The organism is Nocardioides sp. GCM10023255, assembly GCF_042653125.1.
Lineage (GTDB): Bacteria > Actinomycetota > Actinomycetes > Propionibacteriales > Nocardioidaceae > Nocardioides.
Window position 1 is genome coordinate 1 of the sequence record NZ_JBHSHU010000002.1, and the last position, 25,595, is coordinate 25,595.

Below are 25,595 nucleotides of genomic sequence, written 5' to 3' on the forward strand. Positions count from 1 at the left end.
GGCATGCTGGTGGTGTACTCCGACGGCCTGGTCGAGCGCCGTGACGAGGACGTCGACCGCGGCTTGGCGCGGCTGGTCGCGCTGTCCGGTGGCCAGCTCGGTGCCACGGAGCTGTGCACCCGCCTGATTGAGGAGTGTCGGGACCCGAAGGAGGACGACGACGCCACCATGCTGGTGCTGCGCCGGGACCGGTGAGCGGGCACGGTCCGGACCTGGCTGGCGAGCCGCGAGCGGCGCGCCGCGTGCGGCCACCGGCCGGCGTCGCCCCGTCAGGGCGCGAACCGTCGCGCCACCTCGCAGAGGTTCGCGTCGCCCAGGTGGCCGTGACCGACGTACACCTCGTCGATGGGCACGTCGTCGTCCTGGTCGTGTCGCCTCCGCGTGCCCCCTGATGCCCGCGTCACCCAGTACTGGGCGGCCACCGTCCACGACCGTGACACCCAGACGTTCCTGCGCGAGGTCCCGCGCCCGTTCCGGCTCCACGGACCCACCCCGGCCCTCATCGACAAGACCTGGCGCCTTCCCGCCACAGAGACCTGACCAGCGAGCGAGTGGCCTCTAGTGTCTGGGCCCATGAGTCGCAGCAAGACGTCCGAGGAGCACGACGCCCTGAGTCACTGGGTACGGCGGCATCCGGTCATGGCCGTTCTCATCGTCCTGGCTCTCATCGCCATCGGCCTGACGTTCCGCTTCCTCAAGGCCACGACGTAGCACTCCCTGCGGACCAGATCCGGCGGAGCTGCCCGTGGCCTGCGGTGATGCTTCGACCTACACGTTGAAGCGGAACGTCGCCAGCGCGTGAGTGAGCGTTGGCCACCGTTGACGTATGTCCTCTGACCTGCAGAAACGAGTTGAACTCGTTGAGCCAACGCGTATCGAGGATGGCTGTCGTGCGGACTCAATGCGGACCAGACGCTCCGGCCGGATAGGGCCTGCCGCTTGCGCATGCCGAACTTGTCCGAGGCCCCTCGGCAGTCGAGCCGCCGACGACCACGCCGCCCACGTCACGTCCATCTCCTCCACGATCCACCTGTGCCTCGCGGACGGGACTGTCTTCTTGGGCCGGGATTCGCGCGAACCGCAACGGCGCCGACCCGTTCGCGGTCGACTGGCCCTGGCGCGTGACGGAAGCGTCGTCACGGCTCGTACGCCGCCGCGTCCGCACGCGCGAGCCTCATCGCCACCGGGTGCAGTTTCTTCGGGTGCGGCTCGTCCCGGTGGGGTGTGACTCGTCATGACCCGGTGCCGCCGCGAGCTACTTCTGCCCGCCCTCCAGGCCGAAGATCACGAAGGGGATGACCACGGTCACCACCAAACCGAGCAGGGCGATCAACCCCTGACGGCGCTCCCACCAAGGCAGTTCCCGCCCGCGCAGTCTTATCAGGCCCTTCGAGGGGGCGGATAAGAGGACCAGCAGAAGGACGCAGAGCCACACAAGGCCCGCCACGACCGCTTGGCTCGCCGTGCTCGTGAGCCAAAGGTCCATCACGGGCTGCCCGCCCACCAGCAACAGCGCAGGGAGGGCGAACAGGGCGGCAAGCAGCAGCTTGCCGGGGCCGCGCTGCCTGAGTGAGGCCAGCCCCGTCAACTGCCGCGCCCGGATTATCTGGCGCAGTTTCTCGGCCGCGTCCTCGACCGCCTGTTGGTCAGCGGCCGCCTCCGGGGCGAACGGCTTGGTGAGGAGCGTGCCGGAATCCGACGCTTGGAAGGAAAGGCGGAGTTGCCCGGACAGAATGTGCAGCGAGGGGATGGTGTCCGCGTCCTCGAAGGCGAGCACGTCTTCGATGCTGTCCGTCTCGTGCTCCGCCAGGTGGAACTTGGTCCGGAACTGCGGCAGCGCGAGGTCCACTTTGGAGTCCAGGTCAGCGAAGATCTCCGCGAGGTCGCGAAGGTCCTGTGGGCCGAGCCGGACCGGGCCGAAGCGCTCGTGCTTGTACGTGCGGTGCGTTCTCTGTAGCCCCATTGCCCCTTTGCTCCCGTCCGTGGCCCGGATCAGAGGCTAAGGCCTCCGCCGCCGTGCGCGGCTGAGGGCGCTCAGGCGGCGGCCCACGCCGCGCGGCAGGCGCGAGCGTCGCAAAACATGATCGGCCCCTCGTGGCTGGCGTAGTGGTCGGGATAGGCGGCCGCGATCAGCCGCTTGTGAGCCGGTGCTCCCGGACGTAGACGTGGTGGATCGGGGTGTCGTCGTTCACCTTCTGGCCAGACGGTGGACGGCCCGGCCGCCCGCACGCCCCAGGGCGGGCCTTCCGCCCCTACCGTCCGCTCCCTCAGGAGGCACCCGTGACCGCTGACCTCGACCGCCTGCTCGCCGCCCTGGACCGGGCCGGCCGCGTCACGTCACGCGCCCGGTTGGCCGCCGCGGCGGACGAGGCGCTCGCCACCCCGCCCCGCGGCCGGGACAGCGGCCGGTTCCCGCCCGACTGACGTTCCGGCTGCCGAGTCGTCCGGCAGCCAGGTCCCCGTGTTCGTCATGCGGTGACCGGGTCCTCGAGACGTTCCGGCTACCGAGTCGTCCGGCAGCCAGGTCCCCGTGTTCGTCATGCGGTGACCGGGTCCTCGATGGGACGAACCGCGCCGGCGCGCAGGGACTCCCAAGGCCCGCCCAGGGAGAACACCCCCAGGATCAGAAGCACCACCGGCCAGCCGTGCTCGGGATCGTGCGCGAGTGCCCCTGCCCCAAGCGCGAGCAGAGTCGCGCCAAGGCTGCCCATCGCGCCGAACAAGAACTCCTTGCGAGTGCCGCCCTCCAATTGGTGCATGAGTTCGATCCTCGGCGGTCCTACCTTCCGGCTACCGAGGTACTCGTGAGCGATCCGCTGCCGCTCGAACAGGAGGCGCAGCCCCCTCCTGTTCGAGAGCGCCAGCGACACAAGGACGACGCCAGCGAACAGCAAGGTGTCCTTCTTGAGGCCGTCGTGCCAAACCGTCACCCCGAGCGCGATGGGTGCACCGATGAGCCACACGATGGCCTCCGCGAATCTCCAGCCGGGCACGAGCCACCCGGCGATGAGCCGCGCAACGGCAACGTCGTGGATCGACTTGAGGACGACCGCACGCTCGCCCTCCTCGGGTTCCGCGAGAGTTTTGGCGGACTCGATCGTCTTACGGAGGCGAGCGCGCAGCGTCAGTTGCTCGACCCCCACGATGACGCCAACAGCGGAGGCGGTTACGGCCAGCGCCGTCCCCGCCGTGGTCAGGATGCTGGTCACGGGATCATGTGGACCGGCTTGAACGAACTGACCTTGTTGTGCCGCGGCCAGAACCCCGAGTCCTCCTCGAAGAGCATCGCCACCCTCGTCCCCCTCGCTCGAATTGTCGGCGCATAGCGTCTCACGAGACACCGAACGATCACGGGACGACGCAGAGCCGTTCACGGCGCTATGCGCCGTTCCCGCCGAGTGTGGACGAACGAGCGACCAGGCCTCTCCCCCGTTCGGTGCGGGAGACCTACGATTTGGACAAACGAAAGAGCCATGCCGGGGTCGGGACCCGACTACGGTGACGCGAAGCTGACACGATCTAACGGGGGCTGATGTGGCGGACGGGCACGCGTACTGGGAGTGGCGCGACATGTTGCTGCTGCACCCCGAAGGCCGCGCCAAGGGCGGGGAACCTTGTGTGAAGTGCGGTGAACCGGTCCCGCCCGCTGCCCACTGGAAGCACCGCGACCGGCACGTCTGCGGCCCACGCTGCAACAGCAATCTCAGCCGCCAGTTCAACCGCCGAATGCGTGGAGGCGCTGACACCGACATGCACGGTCGGGAGGTCACGGCTGCGACTCCACTCGCCAACCCCCGCAAGAGCGGACCTCGCTACTTCGTCACGCGCGAGGACCAGACGCCTCCTTTCGAGTGGGAGGGATTCGGCGTGATCGCCGGCGACCTGGTGGAGCGCCACGGCGTGCTGGTCGGGTACTCGCTCGTTCACCGCGAGAGCGAGGAGGTCTGGCCCAACTGGTGGCCGGACCACGTGCTGATCGCCGTCGAGTCCACCACGGGGCATCGCGCGATGTGGGGCGCAGACGCTGACGGAAACCTCACTCGCCTGTGCCTGCTCTACGCGGGACCCGACAGCGAGTTGTCCTACGACGAAACGTTCTCGATCGGCGACGTGAAGTGCCGCTGGCATCTCGAGTCCGTTTCAGCCTGCACCGAGGACGGGCGCGAGTACCAGTGGGAAGCGGTCGTTGCCGCCCCGGTGGACTCGCCCTACAAGCCGGGCTGGTGGACGCCCGAGCGGGAGGCACTGAGCGAGCGACGCAAGCGCGAGTCGTCGTCGCTCGCCAGGCATGTACGCCGGATGCGCGAACTGGCGGCGACGGCCGAGCGGTTCGACCCGCTTGAGGTCTACGAGCGCGACGGCTGGGTCTGCGCCCTCTGCGCGAGGCCGGTAGACCGCGCCCTCGCCTGGCCCGACCCCATGTCTCGGAGTCTCGACCACGTAATCCCACTGGCGGCGAACGGTCACCACTCGCGGGCTAACACGCAGTTGGCTCACTGGATCTGCAACGTGCGCAAGGGGGCCCGACTCGCGGAGAACGAAGTGCTGGGTCACGCCGTAAGCGACGCCTGACCGATGGCAGTTCGCAGAGCCATAGTCAGCGCTGTGCGGCTGTCTGCGGTGCTTCCGGTGCGCTGGCAGAGCAGCCCCTGGTGCAGCTCGGAAACGGGTGAGGCAAGGTCAGTGCGCCCGGACACGGGTAGATGCCAGCACTCCGTGAACACTGGAGGCGCGCCAGGTCAAACCACCTCTGGCCGTCGGGACAGCGTCAGCGGTGAGCCTTTCAGCAATGGCCCTGAGTGAGTGGCCCGCGAGTCGCTCGCGAACGATGCGATCAACCGTCGCCATCGGCAGTGACGGAGGTCGGCCGACGTGTACCCCCTCGGCACGCCGCTGCGCCATGCCCTCCCTTGTCCGGATCCCGATCAGATCGCGCTCGTACTCTGCCGCCGCCGCGAGCACGTGCGCAGTGAACTTGCCGGCTGCATCCTCGGTGTCGAGGTTCGGGTTGAGGAGCACCAGTCGCCAGCGTCGCTTCTTGGCGCGGTTTAGTAGGCCGGCGAAGTCGGCGACCGATCTGGAGACGCGGTCGAGTCTGACCGCCATGAGGGCGTCCGCATCTCCAGCGTCGAGGCGGTCAAGGGCCTCCTGAAGTCCGGGTCGATTGAGGGACTTGGCGCTGACACCGCCGTCAGCGATGACGTCCACCCGCCAACCCCTGCGTGCCCCCTCCAACTCGAGGGCTGTTCGCTGGGCTTCCAGGCTGGCCCCCTCCGTTGCCTGCTCGTCAGTGCTGACACGCACGTAGGCGATGGCTCGAATCTCGGTGTTGTGGGCAGTCGTCATGGCTGAGTTGTACGAGAAGGGGTCCCTTCTCGTACATAGAAACCGTGTTACGCCCGGCGAATTGATACAGCGACGACAGTAACCGGGCGGGTCCGGCCGGGATTAGGACTAGTGACCACCCACTACATCCAACAGGAGTCACCGTGCTTCATGCCCTTCTCACGACCGCAGAGGTAGCCGAACGGTGCCGGACAAGTCCCGAGACAGTTCGGTACTGGCGCCACGTCGGCCGGGGTCCGAGCGGATTCAAGGTTGGTCGTCGGGTTCTGTACCCAGCAACGGAGGTTGATCGCTGGCTCGAAGAGCTCGCCACTGAGTCAGCGAACTGAGACGGCTGCCCCCGGAACGAAAGGTTCACTCAGTCATGAATGACGACGCCTACTCGCGCGCGCACGCGAAGGCACCCCCCAACAACCACACCAGGCTTGCAGCGGCACCACGACTGTGCGCCTCTCAACAGAGTTCAGACCTTCTTGCTTCATATGGTCCTCTGGAACACGACCAGCGCGCCGTTCGTGTTCGCGGGCGCCGAACCCACGCCTCTCAGCACCACAGTCTCCCGGGGTGTCCTCGATCCAAGGTGAAGCTGTTGGATCGAGAGACCGGTTCGTTGTTTACGGGTCAGTGCGGCAAGGCCAGCTGTCCGATCTGCATCATCCCGCGAGCGCTCAACATCGCTCACGCACTGGCCCTTGCAGCTCCCGAGTACTTCCTCCGTCTGTCCCTGGTGGGGCGCGACCACCAGGACATACGAACGCGAATGAAGGGGTTCACCCGACGACTGCGCACCAGCGGTCGGCAGTTCGCCTACGCCGCGAGTGTGGAGCCCAACCCCAACGGAACTGGGAATCATTCACACCTGTGGATCCACGGCACCCCGCTGGACCCAAGCGACGTGCAAGACGCCGCCGTGATGGCCGGCATGGGCACCGACATCTGGCTCGAGGCTGCAAGGGTGCCCAATGGCCCCGACCCAAAGCTCACTTACGGCCTCAAGATGGTCCTCGATGAGGAGCGCCACTCGACCGAGGAGATGCCGCCGGCGGCCAAGGTGTATCTCGAACTGAACGGTGGAAGGTTGGTCGCCTCGTCGCGCGATTTCTGGCGCGACGGACGCAACCGTGAACCTCTGGGCGGGCGGCGCGAGGCGGAGCGACTGGCCAGGCGTCGCGCGGGCCTCCACAAGCGATACCTAGTGGCCGGTGCTGTCTGACGGTGCAGGCTGTGATGATCCGAGCCACTCTTCGAATCAACACGTCTCAGGAGTCTCATGCGGGGGAACATCGCAAAGCGGCCGAGCAACAAGTGGCGAGCTCGTTACCGAGACGCTTCCGGGAGAGAGCATGCGCGGCACTTCGACCGGAAGATAGACGCCGAACGCTGGTTGTCCGAGATCACGGCCGCTCGCGTCACCGGGAACTATGTCGATCCAGGCGCTGGTCGGGCCTCCTTTGCCGGCTTCTACGCCGACTGGTCACAGAACCAGATCTGGGCCTCCACGACTCGTCGGGCTATGGATCTCGCAGCGTCTTCAGTGACGTTTGGCGACATGCCCTTGGGGCGCATTCGGCGGTCTCACGTCGAGCAATGGATCAAGTCCATGGAAATGGGCAGCAGCCCATTCAAGCGGCCGCTAGCTGCCGGGACCATCCACACCCGTGTCAACAACGTGCGAGCGGTGCTATGCGCCGCCGTCGCTGATCGACTCATCGCGACAGATCCAAGCGACGGCGTCCGCCTCCCCCGCCGACGACGGGCAAGTGCGACCATGGCCATCCCTTCTCCCGCACAGGTGGGCGCGCTTCTCGAGCACGCCCCGTCACCGTTCCGGCCGTTCGTGGCGCTGTGTGCCTTCGCTGGGTTGCGACTCGGTGAAGCAGCTGCTCTCCAGGTGGGCGACGTGGACTTCCTTGCGCGCAAGATCACGGTCAACAGACAGGTCCAGAGGGGAGAGGGTGGAGCCGTCCAACTATCGCTGCCGAAGTACAGCAGCGAGCGCCACGTTTTCGCGCCGCCATCACTGTTGGACCTCTTGGCAGAACACGTGCAGGCGCTCGGGGCCAGCGGAACTGACTGGCTCTTCACGGGTTCGCAGCCATCAACCCCGCCGCACCAGAACACCATTGGTCATAGGTGGCGTGAGACGGTGAAGGCGGCTGGCCTTTCGGGCTTCACACTGCATCACCTGCGCCACTTCTACGCGAGCGGACTCATCGCGGCAGGATGCGACGTGGTCACCGTTCAGCGGGCTTTGGGCCACGCTTCAGCCTCGACCACGCTGCAGACCTACGCCCATCTTTGGCCCACCGCCGAAGACAAGACCCGTGCCGCGGCGGAAGAACTCTTCGCGGCTTCCACGAACGTCTTAACAGCGGAACCGGTCATTGGGGCCTGAGGCGCACTTCTATCGATCGACGGCCAACCTGGCAAGGCAACTATCCCATGGCGCTGCGTAGTCGGTCGGTAGCGTGCCCGTGAGCTCTACCAGCAGGCGCATGTGATGACCGAACTCCGGACCATTAACCCTGACGACGCGGACGCTGGGATCGCCAACTGAAAGTACAGCGTGGGCGTAACCGAGAAGTGGATTCGGAACCCACCCAAGCGGTGTCTCGTCCCGAGCAACCAACAGTGCTTTGGGATCCTTCGGGTTAGCCGGCTCGCGAACCAAACAGAGCTCATCACCGGCAGATAGGCGCGAAAGCGCGTCCTCCGCGCCGGCCTGATATCGGACGCCGTGAACCAAGAACGTGCAATTGGTCTCGCCTGCAGCGCCGACGAATGGAATCGGCAACACCTCCAAGGTGTCACCGCCTCGACGTCCACCAGAGCGGGCCAAGAACTCGAGCGGGCCGGCCTCTTCGCCAAGCGCTAGCGCATCCAACATCGTGGGACGGTCGGGCCGAGACGGGTCAAGCACACGTTCGCTGAAGAGAGGAAACAGACCGGGCGCGCGGTAGACCGAATCGAGATCCGAGAAGCCCAGCAAGGGGCGGAAACCGGCAAGTTCCTTCGCCTGATCCAAGTACGCGAACAGAAACTCGCCCTGGCTGCATGTCAGGACCGCGACGGCGTGGTAGCTACGGGTCACCGGCTCCTGCCAACACACGAGTAGGCGGGTCTCGTTCATCGAGGACGAACCCGCCACGCCAGCCGTCGCGACAGACGCACTAGTCCCCATCGAGCAGCCTCCTCTTGTTGATGCTCAGTAATCGTAGGCAGAACGTACGGCAAGCCGCCGACATCACCGGCGTTCGGCTGATCACAAGTTCACAATTAGCCTCCGACACTGCCGCAAGCCGCTCCTTCCAGTAGGAGCCGGTTCCAGGGGACGCGAGCCCAAACGCCTCGCTGACTAGATCGACCAGTGGCGTGCTCCTGCGGTCCTCGAAGCGAACGGCATAGCCCCTGGCAGCCCATTCCTCCACACCCCTCGGCTTCGCCAGGAGAGACTGGTACCGCTGTTCTGTCAGATTGAAGCCGAGGCTGTTGCCATGGTCGAACGAGCCCGCCAAGGTCACCTCGCCCTCGGGGCTTTGAAGCACACCCCAGTTCGCCTCGTGCCGGTCCGGATTCGCCACCCAAGCATCGAGCATCAGATAGCCGCACACTTGGTCATAGGCCGTGAAGCTCGACATCCCAGGGGCGGTCGCGGGCAGCCCGCTGAGCACTGCGTGCATGTTCGTGAGGTTGTGACCGAGTCGGTTGCGAGCCTTCGCTGTCAGGCGCGAATCGATCGCTCCGATCAACACGGCTCCCGCTTGCAACTCCCATCCTTCGGGTGCAAGGTCCGCCGAGACTAGGCCTGACTTGCCGTCGCGTACGGCCATATCGATGCGGGCCGCGGGCACTCCTATCGCGCCGGCTAACTGTTCGACGATCTTCTCGGCCCAGTCCTCACCTTGCCGGCGACCGTCCCTGGCGACTACAGGCTTGAAGAGCACCCTGCCGCCGGCAGGAGTCCAAAGCCAGTGATTCGGCTCGCTCCCGCCGGGCTCGACCGATTCCAGCGGCCAATCGGAAACGTCCAAGATCTCAAACTGCTCGGGCACCGCGACACCCTAGACCCAGGTAGCTCGCACGACGTGCGACACAGATGCCTGACGAGCCACCTCGATCGGGACGCAGGACTCCCCACTCGCAGCGGAGGTGCGGACTGCGTGCGGACCTGTCACCAATTCCAGCGCTCCGACCTGCGCAAACGTCGTTGCTCACACGTTGAAACGGAACTCCACCACGTCACCGTCGGCCATGACGTAGTCCTTGCCCTCCATGCGAACCTTGCCGGCCTCCTTGGCCTTCTGCATGGAGCCCGCGGCCATCAGGTCGTCGAAGGACACGATCTCGGCCTTGATGAAGCCGCGCTGGAAGTCGGTGTGGATCACGCCGGCGGCCTCGGGCGCGGTCGCACCCTTCGGGATCGTCCAGGCGCGGGTCTCCTTGGGACCGGCGGTGAGGTAGGTCTGCAGCCCCAGGGTGTCGAAGCCGACCCGGGCCAGCACCTCGAGGCCGGGCTCGTCGACGCCCATCTCCGCGAGCATCTCGCGCGCCTCGTCGTCGTCACCGAGCTCGACCAGCTCGGCCTCGAACTTCGCGTCGAGGAAGATCGCCTCGGACGGCGCGACCAGGTCGCGCATCTTCTGCTTCAGCTCCTCGTCGCCCAGCTCGTCGGCGTCGCAGTTGAAGACGTAGATGAAGGGCTTGGCGGTGAGCAGCGAGAGCTCGCGGATCAGGGAGCGGTCCACCGACGTCGCGATGATCGGCGTACCTGCCTCGAGGTGGCCCAGGGCCTCCTTCGCGGCCGCGACCACGGGGGCCAGCTCCTTCTTGCCCTTGGCCTCCTTCTCCAGCCGCGGGATCGCCTTCTCGACCGTCTGCAGGTCGGCGAGGATCAGCTCGGTCTGGATCGTGGAGATGTCGTTGCCGGGGTTGACCTCGCCGTCGACGTGGGTGACGTCCTCGTCGCGGAACACCCGGGTCACCTGGCAGATCGCGGCGGACTCGCGGATGTGGGAGAGGAACTTGTTGCCCAGGCCCTCGCCCTCCGACGCACCACGCACGATGCCGGCGATGTCGACGAACTCGACGGTCGCGGGCAGCACCTTCGCGCTCCCGAAGACCTCGGCGAGCCTCGCCAGCCGGTCGTCCGGGACGCCCACGACCCCGACGTTCGGCTCGATCGTCGCGAACGGGTAGTTCGCCGCGAGGACGTCGTTCTTGGTCAGGGCGTTGAAGAGGGTCGACTTGCCCGCGTTGGGGAGACCGACGATGCCGATGGTGAGTGCCACGGGCGGCGAGTCTACGGGGCGACCTCACGACTCCGGACATCGCGAGCGTCGTCCAGCGCGAGCGCTGGCGAGGCGGAGGAGAGAGGCCGGACAAAGTCCCGTGTCGGCGCGTACGGCGGTCGCCCGAATCAGTGCTCCCGCGGCCGGCGTCAGCGGCGCGCTGCGTCCTCCACGCACAACGTGGCCCACGGCAGCGCCTCCAGGCGTCCCTCGGCGATCGGGCCTCCGCAGGCGTCACAGGTGCCGTAGGTGCCCTCGTCCAGCTTGGCCAGCGCCCGCTCCACGTCGGCCCTCGTCACCTGGAGCTTGTCGTGCACCGCGACCTGGGAGAGCCGGTCGACCGCCATCGCGGTGCCCTCGCCGACCCGCTTGCCGAACGAGATCTCGCCGCGCTCCCCCGGGGGCTCCTCGAGCCGGGCCATCTGCTCGTCCAGCTCGGCCAGCTTCTCGAGCAGCGTCGTGCGCACGGTGTCCATCGGTCCAGCATCTCTCGCGCACGCAAGGGCGCGGTCGCGGCGGTGAGCTGGCCACCGATCCCACCACCGAAACGGTGGCTGCCTCACCGCCCCACGCCGACCCGAGCGCCGGCGGTGAGCTGGCCACCGATCCCACCACCGAAACGGTGGCCTCCTCACCGCCCCACGCCGACCCGAGCGCCGACGGTGAGCCGGCCACCGATCCCACCACCGAGACGGTGGCTGCCTCACCGTCCCACCACGAGTCAGGCCGCGGCGCCGGGCGGCTCGTGGCCGGGGATGCAACCATCGGGGCGTGGACACCGCACGCATTCGCGCCCAGTTCCCCGCCCTCGAGCACGGGGTCGCCCACTTCGACGGCCCCGGCGGCTCGCAGACCCCGACCCCGGTCGCGCAGGCGGTCGCCGCCACGCTCACCGCCGGGCTCGCCAACCGGGGGTCCGTCACCGATGCCGAGCGGCGGGCCGAGGACGTCACCGTGGCCGCCCGCGCGGCGATGGCGGACCTGCTCGGAGCCGACCCGGGCGGGGTCGTCTTCGGCCGCTCGATGACGCAGCTGACCTTCGACATGGCGCGGACCCTCGCGCAGGGCTGGGGACCCGGCGACGAGGTCGTCGTCACCCGGCTCGACCACGACGCCAACATCCGGCCCTGGGTGATCGCCGCGGAGCGGGCCGGCGCGACGGTCCGCTGGCTGGGCTTCGACCCGGAGACGGCCGAGCTCGACGACGTCACGCCCCTGCTCTCGGACCGGACCCGGCTGGTCGCGGTGACGGGTGCGTCCAACCTGTTCGGGACCCGCCCCGACGTGCCCGCGATCGCCCGGGCTGCCCACGACGCGGGGGCGCTCGTGTACGTCGACGCCGTGCACCTCACGGCCCACGCGCCCGTGGACAAGGCGGCGCTGGGCGCGGACCTGGTCGCCTGCTCGCCGTACAAGTTCTTCGGCCCGCACAACGGTGTCCTGGCCGCGTCCCCGGAGCTCCTCGAGACGCTGCACCCCGACAAGCTGCTGCCGTCGACGAACGCCGTGCCGGAGCGCTTCGAGCTCGGCACCCTCCCCTACGAGCTGCTCGCCGGCGTCACCGCCGCGGTCGACTTCATCGCCGGCCTCGACAGCGAGGCGACCGACCGGCGCACCCGCGTCCTGGAGTCGATGACGTCGGTGGAGGAGCACGAGGACCGGCTCCTCGCACAGCTGCTCGCGGGGCTCGGCGCCCTCGACGGCGTGACGCTCCACGGGCGACCGGCCCGGCGTACGCCGACCGCACTGTTCTCCGTCGCCGGCCGCACCGGCCGCGAGGTCCACGAGCACCTGGCCAAGCTGGGCGTGAACGCCCCGGCCAGCCACTTCTACGCGATCGAGGCGTCCCGGCACGCCGGCCTGGGCGACGACGGGGCGGTCCGCGCCGGCATCGCGCCGTACACCTCCGCGGACGAGGTCGACCGGCTGGTGGCGGGCGTCGCCGAGCTGGTCTGAAGCGGACCGTCGGTCAGAACACCGACCAGCCGGTGCGGGTCGTGAACAGGTCGAGGGCCGCCAGCCCCGCCGCGGAGTTCCCGGACGGGCTCAGCGCCGGGCTCCACACGCAGATCGTGCAGCGGTCGGGGACGACCGCGAGGATGCCGCCGCCGACGCCGCTCTTGGCCGGCAGCCCCACGCGGTAGGCGAACTCCCCGGCGGCGTCGTAGGTCCCGCAGGTCAGCATCACCGCGTTGATCCGCTTGGTCTGGCTCAGGGTGAGCATCCGGGTGCCGTCGGCCCGGACACCGTTGCGGGCCAGCAGCGACGCGGCGAGGGCGACCTCGCGGCAGGTCATCGACAGCGCGCACTGCCAGAAGTACTGCTCGAGGACCTCCTCGACGCTCGTCTCCAGGTTGTCGTAGCTCGCCAGGAGGTGGGCCATCGCCGCGATCCGGTGCCCGCGCTCGCTCTCCGAGCGCGCCACCTCCGGGTCGGCGTCGATCTCCGCGTTGCCGCTCTCGGTCCGCACCAGCGCGCCCATCGCCGCCCGCGCGTCGCCGGTCAGGCCGTGCAGCCGGTCGGTGACCACGAGCGCGCCGGCGTTGATGAACGGGTTGCGCGGGCGGCCCTGCTCCTGGTCGAGCTGGAGCAGCGAGTTGAACGGGTTGCCGGACGGCTCGCGCCACACCCGCTCCCAGATCCGGTCGTCGCGCTCCATCACGAGCGCGAGGCTGAACACCTTGGAGATGCTCTGCACCGAGAAGGCCACGTCGCCCGCGCCGGTCGCGTGCACGGTGCCGTCGTTCATCGCCACCGCCATCCCGAACTGGTCCGGATCGACCGACGCCAGGCCGGGGATGTAGTCGGCGACGGCACCCGCACCCACGTGCGGCGCCACCTCGTCGCGGATCTCGTCGAGCACGCCAGCGATGTCCATGGCCGCGATTGTGCCGCGCCCGGGGCCCCGGCCGGAGGTGCCGGCCCACGGGCGGCCCGTTAGGTTGCACGCGTGCGCATCGCCACCTGGAACGTCAACTCCCTCCGCTCCCGCATCGACCGTGTCGAGGCGTTCCTGCAGCGCCACGACGTCGACGTGCTGGCCCTGCAGGAGACCAAGGCCCGCGAGGACCAGCTGCCGCTGATGGGCCTGCAGTCGCTGGGGTACGACGTCGCTGCCGCAGGCACCAGCCAGTGGAACGGCGTCGCGATCGTGAGCCGGGTCGGGCTGGAGGACGTGCACGTCGGGTTCGACGGGATGCCCGGCTTCGCCAAGGACGCGGAGGGCCCGCTGACGGCCGAGGCGCGCGCGATCGGGGCCGTCTGCGGCGGCGTCCGCGTCTGGTCGCTCTACGTGCCGAACGGACGCAAGGTCGACGACCCCCACTACGTCTACAAGCTCGACTGGCTGGCGCGGCTGCGCGAGGCCGCCGGCGACTGGCTCGGCGACGACACCGCGCTGGTCGGCGACTGGAACATCGCACCGCTCGACGAGGACGTCTTCGACATGGCGCAGTTCGCCAAGTCCACCCACGTGACGCCGCCGGAGCGCGCGGCGTTCCGGGCGTTCCTCGACGACGGGTACGTCGACGTCGTGCGCCCGCACGCACCGGGACCGGACGTCTACACGTACTGGGACTACTACCGGCAGCGGTTCGAGCGGAACCGCGGCCTGCGCATCGACTTCGTCCTCGGGTCCCCCTCCCTCGCGAAGCGGGTGACCGGTGCGTTCATCGACCGCGACGAGCGGGCCGGGACGGGCGCGTCGGACCACGCCCCCGTCGTGGTCGACCTCGACTGAGGAGCGCGACCGTGTCCGCCAGCCCCCTGACCGAGCCCCGTCCGGCGCTGTCGCCCCGGTCCCGGCTGCGCGGGCTGGACCCGCTGGTTCCGCTCACGGCCGTCGTGGCGCTGGCCGTCTACGTCACGCACGGCTTCGACGGCGGGCTGACCCGCGACCTCGGTGTCTACGCCTACGGCGGCCAGCAGGTCGCCGAGGGCGTGCCGCCGTACGTCGCCATCGTCAACCGCGCCGGACCGCTGGCCCACTTCCTCCCCGGGATCGGCGCGTGGGTCGCCCGCCTCGTCGGCGTGGACGACGTGCTCGGCATGCGGGTGTTCTTCCTGCTGATCGCGGTCGCCTGCGTGGTGGTGACCTACCTGCTCGCGCGCGACGTCTTCCGCTCCCGCGCCACCGGCGTGGTCGCGGCGGCGGCGTTGCTGAGCGTCCGGGGCTTCGTCATCTACGCGACCTACGGTCCCCGCGAGAAGACACCGCTGGTGCTCTTCTGCGCACTCGCGCTGCTCGCCGTGGTGCACCGTCGCTGGGCGACGGCCGGCTTCTGCATCGCGCTGGCCACCCTCACCTGGCAGCCGGCGTTCTTCGCACTCGGCGCGGGGGCCGCAGTGGCCGCGCTCCTCCAGGCCGAGCGGCGGCTGGGCTCGCTCGTCCGGATCGCCGTCGGGGGCCTGGCCCCGTTGCTCGCCGTCGTGGCGGCCTACGCGGTCGTCGGGGACCTGAAGTTCTTCATAGACGACTTCGTGCTGGTCAACGCCCGCTACACCGAGCAGGTGTCGCTGATGACCGAGCCGCGGATCATCTGGGAGGCCACCAAGGAGATCTACGGCTGGACGACCTGGCTGCTGATCGGCGGGCTGGTCGCCGTGGTCCTGCAGGCGCTGGCCTCGGTCCGGTCCGCCCTGCGCCATGACCCGCGGGCCGCGGCCCTGGTCGGCATGGGCGTGCTGGCCATCGTGGGCGCGCTGTGGTCGCTCAAGGCCTACAACGGCTGGCCGGACTGCTTCTTCGTCTTCCCGGTCGTGATGGTCGGCATCGGTGGCCTGGCCCCGCTGCTGGGCCGGCTGCTGCCCCGCCCGGCCCTGGTGGCCCTGGTCGCCGTGTGGGCGGTGGTCTCGGTCGTGATCACCACGACGTACGCCGTGACCACCCGCAACCACGACCTCGACGAGCAGCGGCGCGACGTCGAGGCGGTCCAGCGCGTGCTGCCCGACGCGCGGATCATGTCGCTGGAGGCGCCGCCGGCGCTGGTGCTCGCCCACCAGCGCAACCCCACGCGGTTCCAGCTGTTCGGCAACGGCCTGACCGGCTACCTCGACGACGTCTGGCCCGGCGGTCGGGAGGGCTACGCCCGCTGGGTCGCCCGCCGGGCGCCCGAGCTGCTCGCGGTCGGCACCGAGTCGGGCCACCGCAGCTGGCTGGAGGGCGTGCTGCAGCGCGACTTCGTCCTCGTCGGCGAGTCGCCGGAGTGGGACTGGTACGTGCGTCCCGAGGTCGGCCCCGACCGCGTCGAGGAGCTGCGGCGGGTCCTGCGGGACTGATCCCGCTCGGGCGGGGATGGCACGATGACAGCGTGGACGCCGCAGCGCTGCCCGTGCCCCCGGCCGAGCCGGACCCCCGCCCCGTCGGGGCGCCCGACCGCGCCGCCTTCCGCTACTCCGTGGTGATCCCGGTCTTCAACAGCGAGGGCGTCGTGGGCGCCACGGTCGACCGGGTCGTCGAGACCTTCACCCGCGCAGGTCTGGACCACGAGGTCATCCTCGTCAACGACGGCAGCCGGGACGGCAGCTGGGAGGTCATCGCGGCCAAGGCGCGCGCGCACCCCCAGGTGGTCGCGCTGGACCTGCTGCGCAACTACGGCCAGCACCACGCGAACCTCGCCGGCCTGCGCGAGGCGACGGGCGACTACGTCATCACCATGGACGACGACCTGCAGAACCCGCCCGACCAGGCCCTCCTGCTCATCGACAAGGCGCTCGAGGGCCACGACGTGGTCTTCGGGAAGTTCGAGCGCAAGCAGGCGGCGGGCCACCGTCGGCTGGGCACGCAGCTCATCGGCGCGATCAACCGCCGGGTCTTCCACCAGCCCGCCGGCCTCGAGGTCACCAACTACCGCATCCTGCACCGCGACGTGGTCGACCGGATCTGCGCCTCCCGGACCGCCCACCCCTACATCACCGGGCAGGCGCTGCTCTACTCGCGCAACCCCGGGAACGTCACCGTGCGGCACGAGCCCCGCACCGTCGGCAGCAGCAACTACAACCTCGCGCGGATCCTCCGGCTGGTGCTGACGATCCTGTTCTCCTACTCCTCCTACCCGCTGCGGCTGGCCGCCCTGGTCGGCTTCGGCATCTCGGCGGTGAGCTTCCTGCTGGGCGCCTTCTACCTCGTGTCCGGGCTGCTCGGCCACACCGAGGTGCAGGGCTGGACCACCACGGTCGTGCTGCTCTCCATCCTCAACGGCTTCACGATCGCGCTGCTCTCCATGGTCGGCGAGTACGTCGTCCGCACGCTCAACGCCGTGAGCGCCCAGGACACCTACCACGTGCAGACCCGGGTGGACGGGTGACCAGGCACCTGCTGGTCATCGGTGCCCAGCGCTGCGGCACCACCTGGGTGCACGACCTCCTCGCCGCCCACCCGGACGTGGCGATGGCCAGGCCCGCGCGGCCCGAGCCCAAGGTCTTCCTCTCCGGGACCGACGCAGCGCGCGGGCGGGAGTGGTACGTCCGCACCTTCTTCGGCCACGCCTCGGGCGAGCAGCTGCTCGGCGAGAAGAGCACGAGCTACCTCGAGTACGCCGAGGCCGCCGACCGCGCCGCCGCCGTGCTGGGTGACCCGCTGGTGCTGGCCGTGCTGCGCGACCCGGTCCGTCGGGCCCAGTCCCACTGGGCGTTCAGCACCGAGAACGGGCTGGAGGACCGGCCGCTGGCCGAGGTGCTGGAGCTGAACCTCGCCGGCCCCCTGGCGTGGACACCGGGGCAGACCTCGGTGTCGCCCTACGCCTACCTCGAGCGCGGGCGGTACGCCGACTACCTCGCCCCGTGGCTCGAGCGGTTCCGCGACGACGTGACCGTCGCGTTCCTCGAGGAGCTGACCACCGAGGAGAAGGCCCGGGCCCGGCTGCTGGAGCGGCTCGGCCTCGATCCGGCACGCGGTGCGACCCCCGGCCCGGCGGTCAACGGGACCAGCCAGCACGCTCCCGAGCTCGACCCGGGACTGACCGCACGGCTTCGTGGGTACTACCAGGACAGCGACCGGGCCCTGGTCGACCTGGTCGGACGCGCGCTGCCGTGGCCCACGGCGGACTGACGAACGGACGGGACAGTGAGCTCCGAGACAACGACGACCGCGACGTCAGGGGCGCCCCTGCCCGAGATCGCCTTCAACGAGGTGCGGCCCGAGGGTGACGAGCTCGCCCACGTGACCGCCTCGATCACCAGCGGCCGCACCCAGTCCTCGGGCCCGTACTCCGCCCGGGTCTCCGACATCCTGACGGCCGAGACCGGCGCGCACGAGGCCCTGCTGACGACGTCGTGCACCGCCGCCCTCGAGCTCAGCGCGCTGCTGCTGGACCTGCGGCCCGGCGACACGGTCATCGTGCCGTCCTTCACGTTCGTCACCTCGGCGCTGGCCTTCGTGAGGGAGGGCGCACGGATCAAGTTCTGCGACATCGAGCCCGAGACCCTGGGTCCCGACCCGCGGCACGTCGCCGAGCTGCTCGACGACTCGGTGCGGGCCGTGGTCGTCGTGCACTACGCCGGCATCGCCTGCGACCTCGACGGGCTGCACGAGGTGCTCAAGGACCGGCCGGACGTGGCCATCGTCGAGGACGCCGCGCACGCGCTCTTCGGCCGCTGGCGGGGAAGGCCGCTGGGCAGCCTGGGCCGCTTCGCCACCCTGAGCTTCCACCAGACCAAGAACATCGTCTGCGGCGAGGGCGGCGCGCTGCTGCTCAACGACCCCGACGACCAGCGCCGGGCCTGGGTGCTCCACGACAAGGGCACCGACCGCAAGGCGTTCTTCCAGGGGCTGGTGGACAAGTACTCCTGGCGCGACATCGGCTCCTCCTTCGGCCTGTCCGACACGCTGGCGGCGCACCTCCTCGGGCAGCTCGAGGTCCGGGCCTCGATCCAGGCCCGGCGGCGGGCGGTGTTCGAGGGTTACCTCGAGGCCCTCGGACCGCACGCGGAGGCGCTGGGGATGCGGCTGCCGGTGGTGCCGGACCACTGCGAGCCGGCGTACCACCTCTTCCATGTGCTGCTCCCGGACGCGGACGCCCGCTTCCGCGCGATCAAGGAGCTCTCCGCGCAGGGCATCGGCGCCGCGTTCCACTACGTGCCGCTGCACGACTCCGACGGCGGCCGGCAGTTCACGGCGTACGCCGGTGCCGAGCCGCCGGACTGCCCGGTGACCACCGACGTGAGCGAGCGGCTGCTCCGGCTGCCCTTCCACAACCACCTCACGCGCGCGGACGTCGAGCGGGTCTCCGAGGCCCTCGTGCGCTTCGTGTCCGGCACATGACGGCTCCCGCCCCGGCCACCAGCGGCTCCGCCTCCATCGAGCAGCCCGGCTACTGGTGGTACCGCGCCCGGGCCGAGCTGCTGCGGGCCGCGCTCGGGCCCCACCTCGGCGAGCCCCGACGGGTCCTCGACGTCGGCAGCGCCGACGGGCCCAGCGTCGGCTGGATGGCCGGCAGCGAACTGGTCGCGACCGTCGACCTCGATCCGCGGGGGCTCACCGCCGGGACCGGGGTGCAGGCGTCGGCGCTGGCGCTGCCGTTCGCCGACGGCAGCTTCGACGTGGTCGGCGCCTTCGACGTGGTCGAGCACTGCGAGCCGGAGTCGGTCGCGGTGGGCGAGCTGGCGCGGGTGCTCGCCCCCGGTGGCCGGCTGCTGCTGTCGGTGCCTGCCTACGCGTGGGCGTGGTCCGACCACGACGTGCGCGCCGGGCACCACCGCCGCTACACCCGGGCCCGCATCGAGCGGGCGGTGCGCGCCGCCGGCCTCGAGGTGCTGAGGAGCACCCACGGCTTCGCCGCGGTGTTCCCCCTCTTCGCGGCCGAGCGGCTCAGCCGCCGGATCCGCCGCCCGTCGGGGGACGCGGACCGGCTGCCGCGGACCTCGGCCCGCACCGACCGGGCGCTGATGGGGCTGTGCGGCGTCGAGGCGAGGGTGCTGCGACGCCGGGACCTGCCCTTCGGCTCGTCGGTGTTCGTGGCGGCGCGCAAGCCGTAGTCAGCGCGCGGGCCGTAGTCAGCGCGCGGGCCGGGCGGCGTACCTGTCCGAGGCGGCCAGCAGGACGAGGGCGGCCGCCTCGACCACCGCGAAGGCGGCAGCGGTGGCGGTGCTGCCTGCACCGGTGACGAGGAGCAGCGCCGCGCCTGGGAGCAGGGCGAGGAGCCAGGAGCGCAGCAGGTGCAGCACCCTGCCGCGGGCGATGACCAGCAGCGTGAGCAGGAGGTTGGCCATGGCCAGGGCGCTGCCGACGGCGACGGGTACGGCGGTAGCGCGGGCGAGCGTCACGTCGGCGCCGAACACCAGCCGGACGCTCCAGGGGCCGAGCAGCCAGCCCAGGGCGCCCGCGGCTGCCGCGGACACCACCGCGGCGACCAGCATCCGGTCGCGCAGCCGGTCGAGCTCGCCGGCTCGCCCGGTGGTGGCGAGCGCGGTCAGCCTCCCGGTGAGCGGAGCAACCGCTCCCAGCAGCAGCGTGTAGGGCGCGCGGAACAGCGCCAGCCCGGCGAACAGGGCCGTGACCTCGGCCGGAGCGCCCCCCGCGGCGGCCAGCACGACCGGGGAGCCGGTCAGCACCGCCTGGGCGACCAGCTGGGCGGCGCCGGTGCCGCCCACCGAGGCCAGCAGGCCGTCCGCGCCGGCCGGCTCCCCCGTCCGGCGCGGGTGCAGCGCCGAGGGCCACCACGCGTTGACGACGTAGCCGGCGATCAGGCAGAGGCCGTAGGCGACCGGGTCGGTGACCCCGGCGGCGAGCAGGACGGCCGCGGCGAGCGCCCGCACCAGGTTCTCCGCCACCAGCGCGGCGGCCACCGCACCGAACCGGTGCCGGGCGCTGAGCACGCCGCGCACCAGCCCGGTCAGCCCGGCGCCCAGCGTGACCAGCCCGGCGAGCAGGGCGAACGCCACGCCGTCGTCGTGGAACAGCCGGGCCCGGGCCAGCCAGGCGACGACGGTGACGACCAGCGCGAGGAGCACCGTCGCCCGGGCGAGCGCAGGCAGCGAACGGCGTACGGCCGCCTCGCCGCCGCGGGCGGCGACCGTCCGCGCCACCCAGTGCTGGACCGGGAACGTCAGCGCCGCGCCGGCGAAGGACCACCAGCTCCACAGCACCGACACGGGTGCCGCGGCCCGGCTGCCGAGGGCGTGGGTGACCAGCGCGAAGAACACGTAGGCCAGGAGCCCGCTGGTCGCGGACCCCAGGACGAGCGGCGAGGGACGACGACGGGCGGGCATCGGGACGCATTGTGCCCGACGTGCCCCGGGCCCACCCACCGGTTGTCGGCGGCCTCGTCCATGCTGGCGCCATGGAGATGCTGGCGTCACTGGTCACCCTGCTGGTCGGGCTCGCCCTGGGCTGCCTCGTCGGGCTGCTGTGGGCGCGCTCGCGGCCCACCCACGTGCAGGCCGTCGGCCAGGGGATGGTCGACCAGGCCGAGGTGATGCAGGGGCTGGACCGGCTCAGCGACCAGATGCACGACCTCGACCGGCAACGGGCCGCGTGGCAGGGCCAGTTCCACCAGCACGTCTCCGACCTCAAGCGCGAGACCCACGCCCTGTCGACGGCGCTGCGCAAGCCGCAGGTGCGCGGCCGTTGGGGCGAGCTGCACCTGCGCCGCGCGGTCGAGCTGGCCGGGCTGGTCGACCGCTGCGACTTCAGCGAGCAGGTCCGCCTGGCCGACGGCGCCCTGCGCCCCGACCTCGTCGTCCACCTCGTCGGGCGCCGCCAGGTCGTGGTCGACGCGAAGGTGCCCCTCGACGCCTACCTCGACGCCACCTCGGTCGACGACGAGGACGAGCGCGCCGCCCACCTGGCCCGGCACGTCCGCCAGCTGCGCACCCACGTCGACCAGCTCTCCTCCAAGGCCTACTGGCGCTCGCTGGAGGAGACGCCCGAGTTCGTGGTGATGTTCGTGCCCGCGGAGTCGTTCCTCGCGGCCGCGCTGGAGAACGACCCCCAGCTGATCGAGTACGCCGCCGCCCGCCAGGTGGTCCTCGCCACCCCCACCACGCTGATCGCGCTGCTGCGCACGGTCGCCCACGGCTGGAGCCACGAGGTGCTGGCCGACCAGGCCCGGGAGATCCACCGGCTCGGCCGCGAGCTGCACGGCCGGCTCGGCAGCCTGAGCGGCCACCTCGACCAGGTGGGCCGGTCGCTGAACGCCGCGGTCGGCCACTACAACCAGGCGGTGGGCTCGCTGGAGTCGCGGGTGCTGGTCTCCGCGCGGCGGTTCCAGGACCTCGCGGTCACCGACGACGAGCTGCCCGCCCCCCGCCAGGTGGAGTCCACCACCCGCTCGCTGGGGGCGCTGACCGGCGCCGACCTGCCCCGGATCACCGACCACCGCGACCGGCGCGCCGCGAGCGACGGGGAGGACGGCGAGAATACGGTGGCCCTGTGAGGTTGGTTCAGTGAGCCACGCGCGCACGCTGTGGGAAGAAGGTCGGGAGCCGGGCCGTCAGGTCGTGGCTCTCGGCGCCGCGGTCGCGCTCACCGCCGTGGTGATCGACATGGCCGTCGTCGGCCGGGTCAGCCTCTTCTTCGACCTCTGCTTCGTCACCCTCTGCGTCGCGCTGGCGCTGACCGTCCGGCCCACCGACTTCTTCACCGTCGGGGTGCTGCCCCCGCTGATCATGGTCGGCGTCTTCACGCTGCTCGGCCTCACCCGCCCGGACGCCATCGCCGACCGGGGCGACGGCGTGGTCCAGGCGGTCGTCTCCGGGCTCTCCCACCACAGCGTCGCGCTGGTCGTGGGCTACCTGCTCTGCCTGGGCTGCCTGGCGATGCGTGAGCGGATGGCCCAGCAGGATCAGGCCGCGAACCGGTCCGGGTCGCCGGCCCCGCGGCGTACCACCTCGGGATAGCCCTCCGACCAGTCGACCACCGTGGTCGGCTCCGCCGGGGTCTCCCCCGCCTCGACGACGAGGTCCACCTCGTGGTCGAGCTCCTCCTTGACCTCCCAGCCGATCGTGCGCGGCTCCTCCTCGCCGGGCAGGATCAGCGTGCTGGTCAGCAGCGGCTCCCCCAGCACGCCGAGCAGCTCGTGCACGAACACGTGCTCGGGGATGCGCACGCCCACGGTCCGCTTCTTCGGGTGCATCAGCCGGCGCGGCACCTCACCGGTGGCGGGCAGGATGAAGGTGTACGGCCCGGGCGTCGCGGCCTTGATCGCCCGGAACGCGGCGTTCTCGACGTGCACGAACTGGCCGAGCTGGGCGAAGTCGCGGCACATCAGCGTGAAGTGGTGCTTGTCGTCGAGCCCCCGGATCCGCAGGATGCGGTCCCGCCCGTCCCGGTTGCCGAGCGCACAGCCCAGGGCGTACCCCGAGTCCGTCGGGTAGGCGATCAGCGCCCCGTCACGCAGCGCGTCCGCCACCTGCTCGAGCAGGCGCGGCTGCGGGTTGACCGGATGGATGTCGACGAAGCGGGCCACGGTCGTCGAGTCTAGGTGGTCGCTCCGCGATGGATAGTCCGGCACGTTCCCACGGATGGTCCGGCACGTTTCGGTCGTCACCCCCGCGACCAGCACGACGAGACGACGAGAACGTGCCGGACTATCCCTCATGCGGGGCTCTGGGGGCTCTCACAGGAAAGCCGCAGCCTCGGCTCCTACCAAGGGACCCATGAGCCCCGACCGCACCGACGACCCCGACCGCCTGGTCACCTACGTGCTCCCCGTCTACAACGAGGCGGAGAACGTCGCCGCGTTCCACCGGGAGCTGGTGGCCGCCACCGGGGAGCGACCCGACCTGCGGTTCGAGTTCGTGTACGTCGACGACGGCAGCCGCGACGACTCGCTGGACCGGCTGCTCGAGCTGCGGCACGCCGACCCGCGGGTGACCGTGCTGGCGCTTTCGCGGAACTTCGGCCACCAGGTGGCGGTGACGGCGGGGCTCGACGCGGCCACGCACGCGGACGCGGTCGTCGTGATGGACACCGACCTCCAGGACCCGCCGCGGGTGAGCATGGAGCTGGTCCGGGTCTGGGAGAAGGGCGTGGACGTCGTCTACGCCCAGCGGCGCACCCGCCGGGACGGGGTCTTCAAGCGCGCCACTGCGTACGTCTTCTACTGGCTGCTCGCCCGGCTCGCGTCCATCGAGATCCCCCGCAACGTCGGCGACTTCCGGCTGATGGACCGCCGGGTGGTGGCCGAGGTGGTCCGCTACCGCGAGCACGACCGCTTCCTGCGCGGCATCGTCGCGCACGTCGGGTTCCGCCAGGAGGCCGTGCTCTTCGACCGCGACGCGCGGCACGCCGGCGCCACTGGCTACCCCCTGCGCCGGATGCTGGCCTTCGCCACCAGCGGGATCCTCGGCTTCTCCACCCTGCCGCTGCGGCTGATCTCCCGTCTCGGCATCGCGATCTCGGCGGTGAGCGTGCTCGGCGCGGCGTACGTGCTGTGGGTGCGGCTGTTCGTGCCGGAGCAGGCCGTGCCGGGGTGGGCGTTCCTCGCCGTCGCGATGTTCCTGCTCAGCGGGATGCAGCTGACCATGATGGGGGTGATCGGCGGCTACGTCGGGCGTGTGTACGTCGAGGCGCAGGACCGTCCGCTGTACTCGCTCGCCCTCAGCGCGCGCGGCGGGGACCCGTCCTGAGCAGGATGCGGAGCCGGCGGCTGCGGTTCGCGGCGGTCGGGGTGGTCAACACCGGGATCGACCTCGGCCTCTTCGCGCTGCTGCACGGCCCCCTGGGCCTGGCGCTCGCCAACCTGGTCAGCACCGGCGCCGGCATGGCGACCAGCTTCGTGGCCAACGGCCGCTTCACCTTCGGCCGGGACCGGCTGGACGCCGGCCAGGCTCTGCGCTTCGTGGCCACCACCGGGACGGTGCTCTGGGTCGTGCAGCCGACGCTGATCGCAGAGCTGTCCGCGCCGACGGGCGTGCTGGGGGCGAAGGTGCTCGCGACCGGCACGTGCGTCGTCGGGAACTACCTGCTCTGCCGCCACGTGGTGTGGCGCGACGTCAGGACCGGCCGGCGGCCTTCAGGTCGCGACGCAGCTCCTTCGGGAGCGCGAAGATGAGGGACTCCTCGGCGCTGTGCACGGCCTGGGCGTCGGGGTAGCCGCGCTCGGCCAGGAACTCCAGGACCCCCTCCACCAGCTCCTCGGGGACGCTGGCGCCGGAGGTCACGCTCACGGTGCCGACCCCCTCCAGCCAGGCCTCGTCGATCTCGGAGGCGTCGTCGACGCGGTACGCCGACCGTGCGCCGGCCTCGAGGGCCACCTCGACCAGGCGCACCGAGTTGGAGGAGTTTCCGGAGCCGACCACGATCACCAGGTCGGCGTCGCGGGCGATCTCCTTGACCGCCAGCTGGCGGTTCTGGGTGGCGTAGCAGATGTCGTCGCTCGGCGGGTCGAGCAGCAGCGGGAAGCGCTCGCGGATCGCGGCGACGGTCTCGAGGGTCTCGTCGACCGAGAGCGTCGTCTGGGAGAGCCAGGAGACCCGGGCGGGGTCGCGGACGACGATGCCGGGCACGTCCTCGGGGCCCTGGACCAGCTGGATGTGCTCGGGCGCCTCGCCGGCGGTGCCCTCGACCTCCTCGTGACCAGCGTGGCCGATCAGCAGGATGTCGTAGTCCTCGTTCGCGAACCGCTTCGCCTCGTGGTGGACCTTGGTCACCAGCGGACAGGTGGCGTCGATGGTCTTCAGCGAGCGCTCCTCGGCCTGGCGGTGCACCTCCGGGGAGACGCCGTGCGCCGAGAACACGACCGTGGCGCCCTCGGGAACCTCGGCGAGCTCCTCGACGAAGATCGCGCCGCGCGACTCGAGGTTCGACACGACGTGCTTGTTGTGGACGATCTGCTTGCGCACGTAGACGGGGGCGCCGTACAGGTCCAGAGCCTTCTCGACGGTCACCACCGCGCGGTCGACGCCGGCGCAGTAGCCACGCGGCGCCGCCAGCAGGACGGCACGCTCCGCGTCGTCCGGGGACAGGATCGGCGGGTTGCCCAGGTCGGTGGTCATGGGCCCGAGTCTACGGATCGGCGCGCG

The 25,595-nt window shown here is 70.5% G+C and carries 30 protein-coding genes; 19 read left to right on the forward strand and 11 right to left on the reverse strand.

All coding sequences use genetic code 11. The features are described from left to right. The 3 genes from ACFO9I_RS02335 to ACFO9I_RS02345 all read left to right on the forward strand — a co-directional run. A partial coding sequence (locus tag ACFO9I_RS02335; protein WP_379177394.1) for a SpoIIE family protein phosphatase occupies nt 1–195 on the forward strand: 195 nt, incomplete at its 5' end. A 186-nt stretch (nt 196–381) separates the two neighbouring features. Next, the gene (locus tag ACFO9I_RS02340; protein ID WP_379177396.1) at nt 382–540 is read left to right on the forward strand and encodes a hypothetical protein; all 159 of its coding nucleotides are present in this window, start codon (nt 382–384) and stop codon (nt 538–540) included. A gap of 33 nt (nt 541–573) precedes the next feature. Then, the gene (locus ACFO9I_RS02345) at nt 574–711 is read left to right on the forward strand and encodes a hypothetical protein (RefSeq protein ID WP_379177398.1); all 138 of its coding nucleotides are present in this window, start codon (nt 574–576) and stop codon (nt 709–711) included. 544 nt (nt 712–1,255) lie between these two features. On the opposite strand, the gene ACFO9I_RS02350 is transcribed toward ACFO9I_RS02345, so the two are convergent. After that, entirely contained in the window at nt 1,256–1,963 is a 708-nt protein-coding gene (locus ACFO9I_RS02350; protein WP_379177400.1) for a hypothetical protein, read from the reverse strand. A gap of 317 nt (nt 1,964–2,280) precedes the next feature. Between ACFO9I_RS02350 and ACFO9I_RS02355 the strand changes: the two genes are divergently transcribed. Further along, the gene (locus ACFO9I_RS02355; RefSeq protein WP_379177402.1) at nt 2,281–2,424 is read left to right on the forward strand and encodes a hypothetical protein; all 144 of its coding nucleotides are present in this window, start codon (nt 2,281–2,283) and stop codon (nt 2,422–2,424) included. Nucleotides 2,425–2,537: 113 nt separating this feature from the next. On the opposite strand, the gene ACFO9I_RS02360 is transcribed toward ACFO9I_RS02355, so the two are convergent. Next, entirely contained in the window at nt 2,538–3,209 is a 672-nt protein-coding gene (locus ACFO9I_RS02360) for a hypothetical protein (protein WP_379177404.1), read from the reverse strand. Nucleotides 3,210–3,570: 361 nt separating this feature from the next. On the opposite strand from ACFO9I_RS02360, the gene ACFO9I_RS02365 reads away from it, so the two are divergent. After that, on the forward strand, nt 3,571–4,572 hold the full coding sequence (locus tag ACFO9I_RS02365; RefSeq protein WP_379177406.1) for an HNH endonuclease: 1,002 nt from the start codon (nt 3,571–3,573) through the stop codon (nt 4,570–4,572). A gap of 108 nt (nt 4,573–4,680) precedes the next feature. On the opposite strand, the gene ACFO9I_RS02370 is transcribed toward ACFO9I_RS02365, so the two are convergent. After that, entirely contained in the window at nt 4,681–5,346 is a 666-nt protein-coding gene (locus ACFO9I_RS02370) for a recombinase family protein (RefSeq protein ID WP_379177408.1), read from the reverse strand. A 143-nt stretch (nt 5,347–5,489) separates the two neighbouring features. Here ACFO9I_RS02370 and ACFO9I_RS02375 point away from each other — a divergent pair, with 143 nt between their 5' ends. The 3 genes from ACFO9I_RS02375 to ACFO9I_RS02385 all read left to right on the forward strand — a co-directional run bounded on the left by ACFO9I_RS02375 (nt 5,490) and on the right by ACFO9I_RS02385 (nt 7,741). After that, nucleotides 5,490–5,675 carry a helix-turn-helix transcriptional regulator gene (locus ACFO9I_RS02375; RefSeq protein ID WP_379177410.1) on the forward strand — a complete coding sequence of 62 codons (186 nt, stop codon included), beginning with the start codon at nt 5,490–5,492 and terminating at the stop codon, nt 5,673–5,675. Between the two features lie 260 nt (nt 5,676–5,935). Further along, on the forward strand, nt 5,936–6,559 hold the full coding sequence (locus ACFO9I_RS02380) for a hypothetical protein (protein WP_379177412.1): 624 nt from the start codon (nt 5,936–5,938) through the stop codon (nt 6,557–6,559). A gap of 57 nt (nt 6,560–6,616) precedes the next feature. Continuing rightward, nucleotides 6,617–7,741: a tyrosine-type recombinase/integrase gene (locus ACFO9I_RS02385; protein ID WP_379177414.1), complete on the forward strand. Its 1,125-nt coding sequence runs from the start codon at nt 6,617–6,619 to the stop codon at nt 7,739–7,741. Between the two features lie 9 nt (nt 7,742–7,750). Here ACFO9I_RS02385 and ACFO9I_RS02390 read toward each other — a convergent pair whose 3' ends face one another. The 4 genes from ACFO9I_RS02390 to ACFO9I_RS02405 form a co-directional block, all read right to left on the reverse strand. Next, nucleotides 7,751–8,476, reverse strand: a complete 726-nt coding sequence (locus tag ACFO9I_RS02390; protein ID WP_379177416.1) for an HIRAN domain-containing protein — start codon at nt 8,474–8,476, stop codon at nt 7,751–7,753. Between the two features lie 40 nt (nt 8,477–8,516). Beyond that, a complete protein-coding gene (locus ACFO9I_RS02395) occupies nt 8,517–9,398 on the reverse strand; it encodes a hypothetical protein (protein WP_379177418.1) in 882 nt (293 codons plus the stop codon). A 159-nt stretch (nt 9,399–9,557) separates the two neighbouring features. Continuing rightward, nucleotides 9,558–10,634, reverse strand: a complete 1,077-nt coding sequence (ychF, locus tag ACFO9I_RS02400) for a redox-regulated ATPase YchF (protein WP_379177420.1) — start codon at nt 10,632–10,634, stop codon at nt 9,558–9,560. Nucleotides 10,635–10,783: 149 nt separating this feature from the next. After that, complete coding sequence (locus tag ACFO9I_RS02405) at nt 10,784–11,110, reverse strand: TraR/DksA family transcriptional regulator (protein ID WP_379177422.1); 327 nt, start codon at nt 11,108–11,110, stop codon at nt 10,784–10,786. Between the two features lie 295 nt (nt 11,111–11,405). Here ACFO9I_RS02405 and ACFO9I_RS02410 point away from each other — a divergent pair, with 295 nt between their 5' ends. Then, entirely contained in the window at nt 11,406–12,590 is a 1,185-nt protein-coding gene (locus ACFO9I_RS02410; RefSeq protein ID WP_379177424.1) for a cysteine desulfurase-like protein, read from the forward strand. A 13-nt stretch (nt 12,591–12,603) separates the two neighbouring features. On the opposite strand, the gene ACFO9I_RS02415 is transcribed toward ACFO9I_RS02410, so the two are convergent. Further along, nucleotides 12,604–13,512 carry a glutaminase gene (locus ACFO9I_RS02415; RefSeq protein ID WP_379177426.1) on the reverse strand — a complete coding sequence of 303 codons (909 nt, stop codon included), beginning with the start codon at nt 13,510–13,512 and terminating at the stop codon, nt 12,604–12,606. Nucleotides 13,513–13,584: 72 nt separating this feature from the next. Here ACFO9I_RS02415 and ACFO9I_RS02420 point away from each other — a divergent pair, with 72 nt between their 5' ends. From ACFO9I_RS02420 to ACFO9I_RS02445, 6 genes are read left to right on the forward strand one after another with little or no spacing between them, the layout of a single operon-like run. Then, nucleotides 13,585–14,373: an exodeoxyribonuclease III gene (locus ACFO9I_RS02420; protein WP_379177428.1), complete on the forward strand. Its 789-nt coding sequence runs from the start codon at nt 13,585–13,587 to the stop codon at nt 14,371–14,373. Nucleotides 14,374–14,384: 11 nt separating this feature from the next. Continuing rightward, nucleotides 14,385–15,911 (forward strand): ArnT family glycosyltransferase, encoded by a 1,527-nt coding sequence (locus ACFO9I_RS02425; protein WP_379177430.1) that lies wholly within the window; start codon nt 14,385–14,387, stop codon nt 15,909–15,911. Between the two features lie 32 nt (nt 15,912–15,943). Next, nucleotides 15,944–16,939: a glycosyltransferase family 2 protein gene (locus ACFO9I_RS02430; RefSeq protein ID WP_379177432.1), complete on the forward strand. Its 996-nt coding sequence runs from the start codon at nt 15,944–15,946 to the stop codon at nt 16,937–16,939. Next, the gene (locus ACFO9I_RS02435; RefSeq protein ID WP_379177434.1) at nt 16,936–17,682 is read left to right on the forward strand and encodes a sulfotransferase; all 747 of its coding nucleotides are present in this window, start codon (nt 16,936–16,938) and stop codon (nt 17,680–17,682) included. Before ACFO9I_RS02430 ends, ACFO9I_RS02435 begins: the two co-directional genes overlap by 4 nt. A 15-nt stretch (nt 17,683–17,697) precedes the next feature. Further along, the gene (rffA, locus tag ACFO9I_RS02440) at nt 17,698–18,894 is read left to right on the forward strand and encodes a dTDP-4-amino-4,6-dideoxygalactose transaminase (protein ID WP_379177436.1); all 1,197 of its coding nucleotides are present in this window, start codon (nt 17,698–17,700) and stop codon (nt 18,892–18,894) included. After that, nucleotides 18,891–19,607, forward strand: coding sequence for a class I SAM-dependent methyltransferase (locus tag ACFO9I_RS02445; RefSeq protein ID WP_379177438.1), 717 nt, complete (start codon nt 18,891–18,893; stop codon nt 19,605–19,607). The genes rffA and ACFO9I_RS02445 overlap by 4 nt, the downstream gene beginning before the upstream one ends. A gap of 18 nt (nt 19,608–19,625) precedes the next feature. Here ACFO9I_RS02445 and ACFO9I_RS02450 read toward each other — a convergent pair whose 3' ends face one another. Next, entirely contained in the window at nt 19,626–20,840 is a 1,215-nt protein-coding gene (locus ACFO9I_RS02450) for a hypothetical protein (RefSeq protein ID WP_379177440.1), read from the reverse strand. A 71-nt stretch (nt 20,841–20,911) separates the two neighbouring features. Here ACFO9I_RS02450 and ACFO9I_RS02455 point away from each other — a divergent pair, with 71 nt between their 5' ends. Next, a complete protein-coding gene (locus tag ACFO9I_RS02455) occupies nt 20,912–22,006 on the forward strand; it encodes a DNA recombination protein RmuC (RefSeq protein ID WP_379177442.1) in 1,095 nt (364 codons plus the stop codon). 10 nt (nt 22,007–22,016) lie between these two features. After that, nucleotides 22,017–22,469 carry a DUF6542 domain-containing protein gene (locus ACFO9I_RS02460; RefSeq protein WP_379177444.1) on the forward strand — a complete coding sequence of 151 codons (453 nt, stop codon included), beginning with the start codon at nt 22,017–22,019 and terminating at the stop codon, nt 22,467–22,469. On the opposite strand, the gene ACFO9I_RS02465 is transcribed toward ACFO9I_RS02460, so the two are convergent. Next, nucleotides 22,415–23,038, reverse strand: coding sequence for an L-threonylcarbamoyladenylate synthase (locus tag ACFO9I_RS02465; protein ID WP_379177446.1), 624 nt, complete (start codon nt 23,036–23,038; stop codon nt 22,415–22,417). The genes ACFO9I_RS02460 and ACFO9I_RS02465 overlap by 55 nt on opposite strands. Before the next feature lie 190 nt (nt 23,039–23,228). On the opposite strand from ACFO9I_RS02465, the gene ACFO9I_RS02470 reads away from it, so the two are divergent. Beyond that, nucleotides 23,229–24,200, forward strand: coding sequence for a glycosyltransferase family 2 protein (locus ACFO9I_RS02470; protein ID WP_379177448.1), 972 nt, complete (start codon nt 23,229–23,231; stop codon nt 24,198–24,200). 5 nt (nt 24,201–24,205) lie between these two features. Beyond that, nucleotides 24,206–24,625, forward strand: a complete 420-nt coding sequence (locus tag ACFO9I_RS02475) for a GtrA family protein (RefSeq protein WP_379177450.1) — start codon at nt 24,206–24,208, stop codon at nt 24,623–24,625. On the opposite strand, the gene ACFO9I_RS02480 is transcribed toward ACFO9I_RS02475, so the two are convergent. Further along, on the reverse strand, nt 24,567–25,568 hold the full coding sequence (locus ACFO9I_RS02480; protein ID WP_379177452.1) for a 4-hydroxy-3-methylbut-2-enyl diphosphate reductase: 1,002 nt from the start codon (nt 25,566–25,568) through the stop codon (nt 24,567–24,569). The genes ACFO9I_RS02475 and ACFO9I_RS02480 overlap by 59 nt on opposite strands. Nucleotides 25,569–25,595: the final 27 nt, after the last annotated feature.

Coding starts and splice junctions, on each gene's coding strand:
- ACFO9I_RS02345 (WP_379177398.1), top strand. CDS start 574: ATGAGTCGCAGCAAGACGTCCGAGGAGCACGACGCCCTGAGTCACTGG.
- ACFO9I_RS02350 (WP_379177400.1), bottom strand. CDS start 1,963: ATGGGGCTACAGAGAACGCACCGCACGTACAAGCACGAGCGCTTCGGC.
- ACFO9I_RS02365 (WP_379177406.1), top strand. CDS start 3,571: ATGTTGCTGCTGCACCCCGAAGGCCGCGCCAAGGGCGGGGAACCTTGT.
- ACFO9I_RS02370 (WP_379177408.1), bottom strand. CDS start 5,346: ATGACGACTGCCCACAACACCGAGATTCGAGCCATCGCCTACGTGCGT.
- ACFO9I_RS02385 (WP_379177414.1), top strand. CDS start 6,617: ATGCGGGGGAACATCGCAAAGCGGCCGAGCAACAAGTGGCGAGCTCGT.
- ACFO9I_RS02390 (WP_379177416.1), bottom strand. CDS start 8,476: ATGAACGAGACCCGCCTACTCGTGTGTTGGCAGGAGCCGGTGACCCGT.
- ACFO9I_RS02405 (WP_379177422.1), bottom strand. CDS start 11,110: ATGGACACCGTGCGCACGACGCTGCTCGAGAAGCTGGCCGAGCTGGAC.
- ACFO9I_RS02415 (WP_379177426.1), bottom strand. CDS start 13,512: ATGGACATCGCTGGCGTGCTCGACGAGATCCGCGACGAGGTGGCGCCG.
- ACFO9I_RS02445 (WP_379177438.1), top strand. CDS start 18,891: ATGACGGCTCCCGCCCCGGCCACCAGCGGCTCCGCCTCCATCGAGCAG.
- ACFO9I_RS02450 (WP_379177440.1), bottom strand. CDS start 20,840: ATGCCCGCCCGTCGTCGTCCCTCGCCGCTCGTCCTGGGGTCCGCGACC.
- ACFO9I_RS02455 (WP_379177442.1), top strand. CDS start 20,912: ATGGAGATGCTGGCGTCACTGGTCACCCTGCTGGTCGGGCTCGCCCTG.
- ACFO9I_RS02470 (WP_379177448.1), top strand. CDS start 23,229: ATGAGCCCCGACCGCACCGACGACCCCGACCGCCTGGTCACCTACGTG.
- ACFO9I_RS02475 (WP_379177450.1), top strand. CDS start 24,206: ATGCGGAGCCGGCGGCTGCGGTTCGCGGCGGTCGGGGTGGTCAACACC.
- ACFO9I_RS02480 (WP_379177452.1), bottom strand. CDS start 25,568: ATGACCACCGACCTGGGCAACCCGCCGATCCTGTCCCCGGACGACGCG.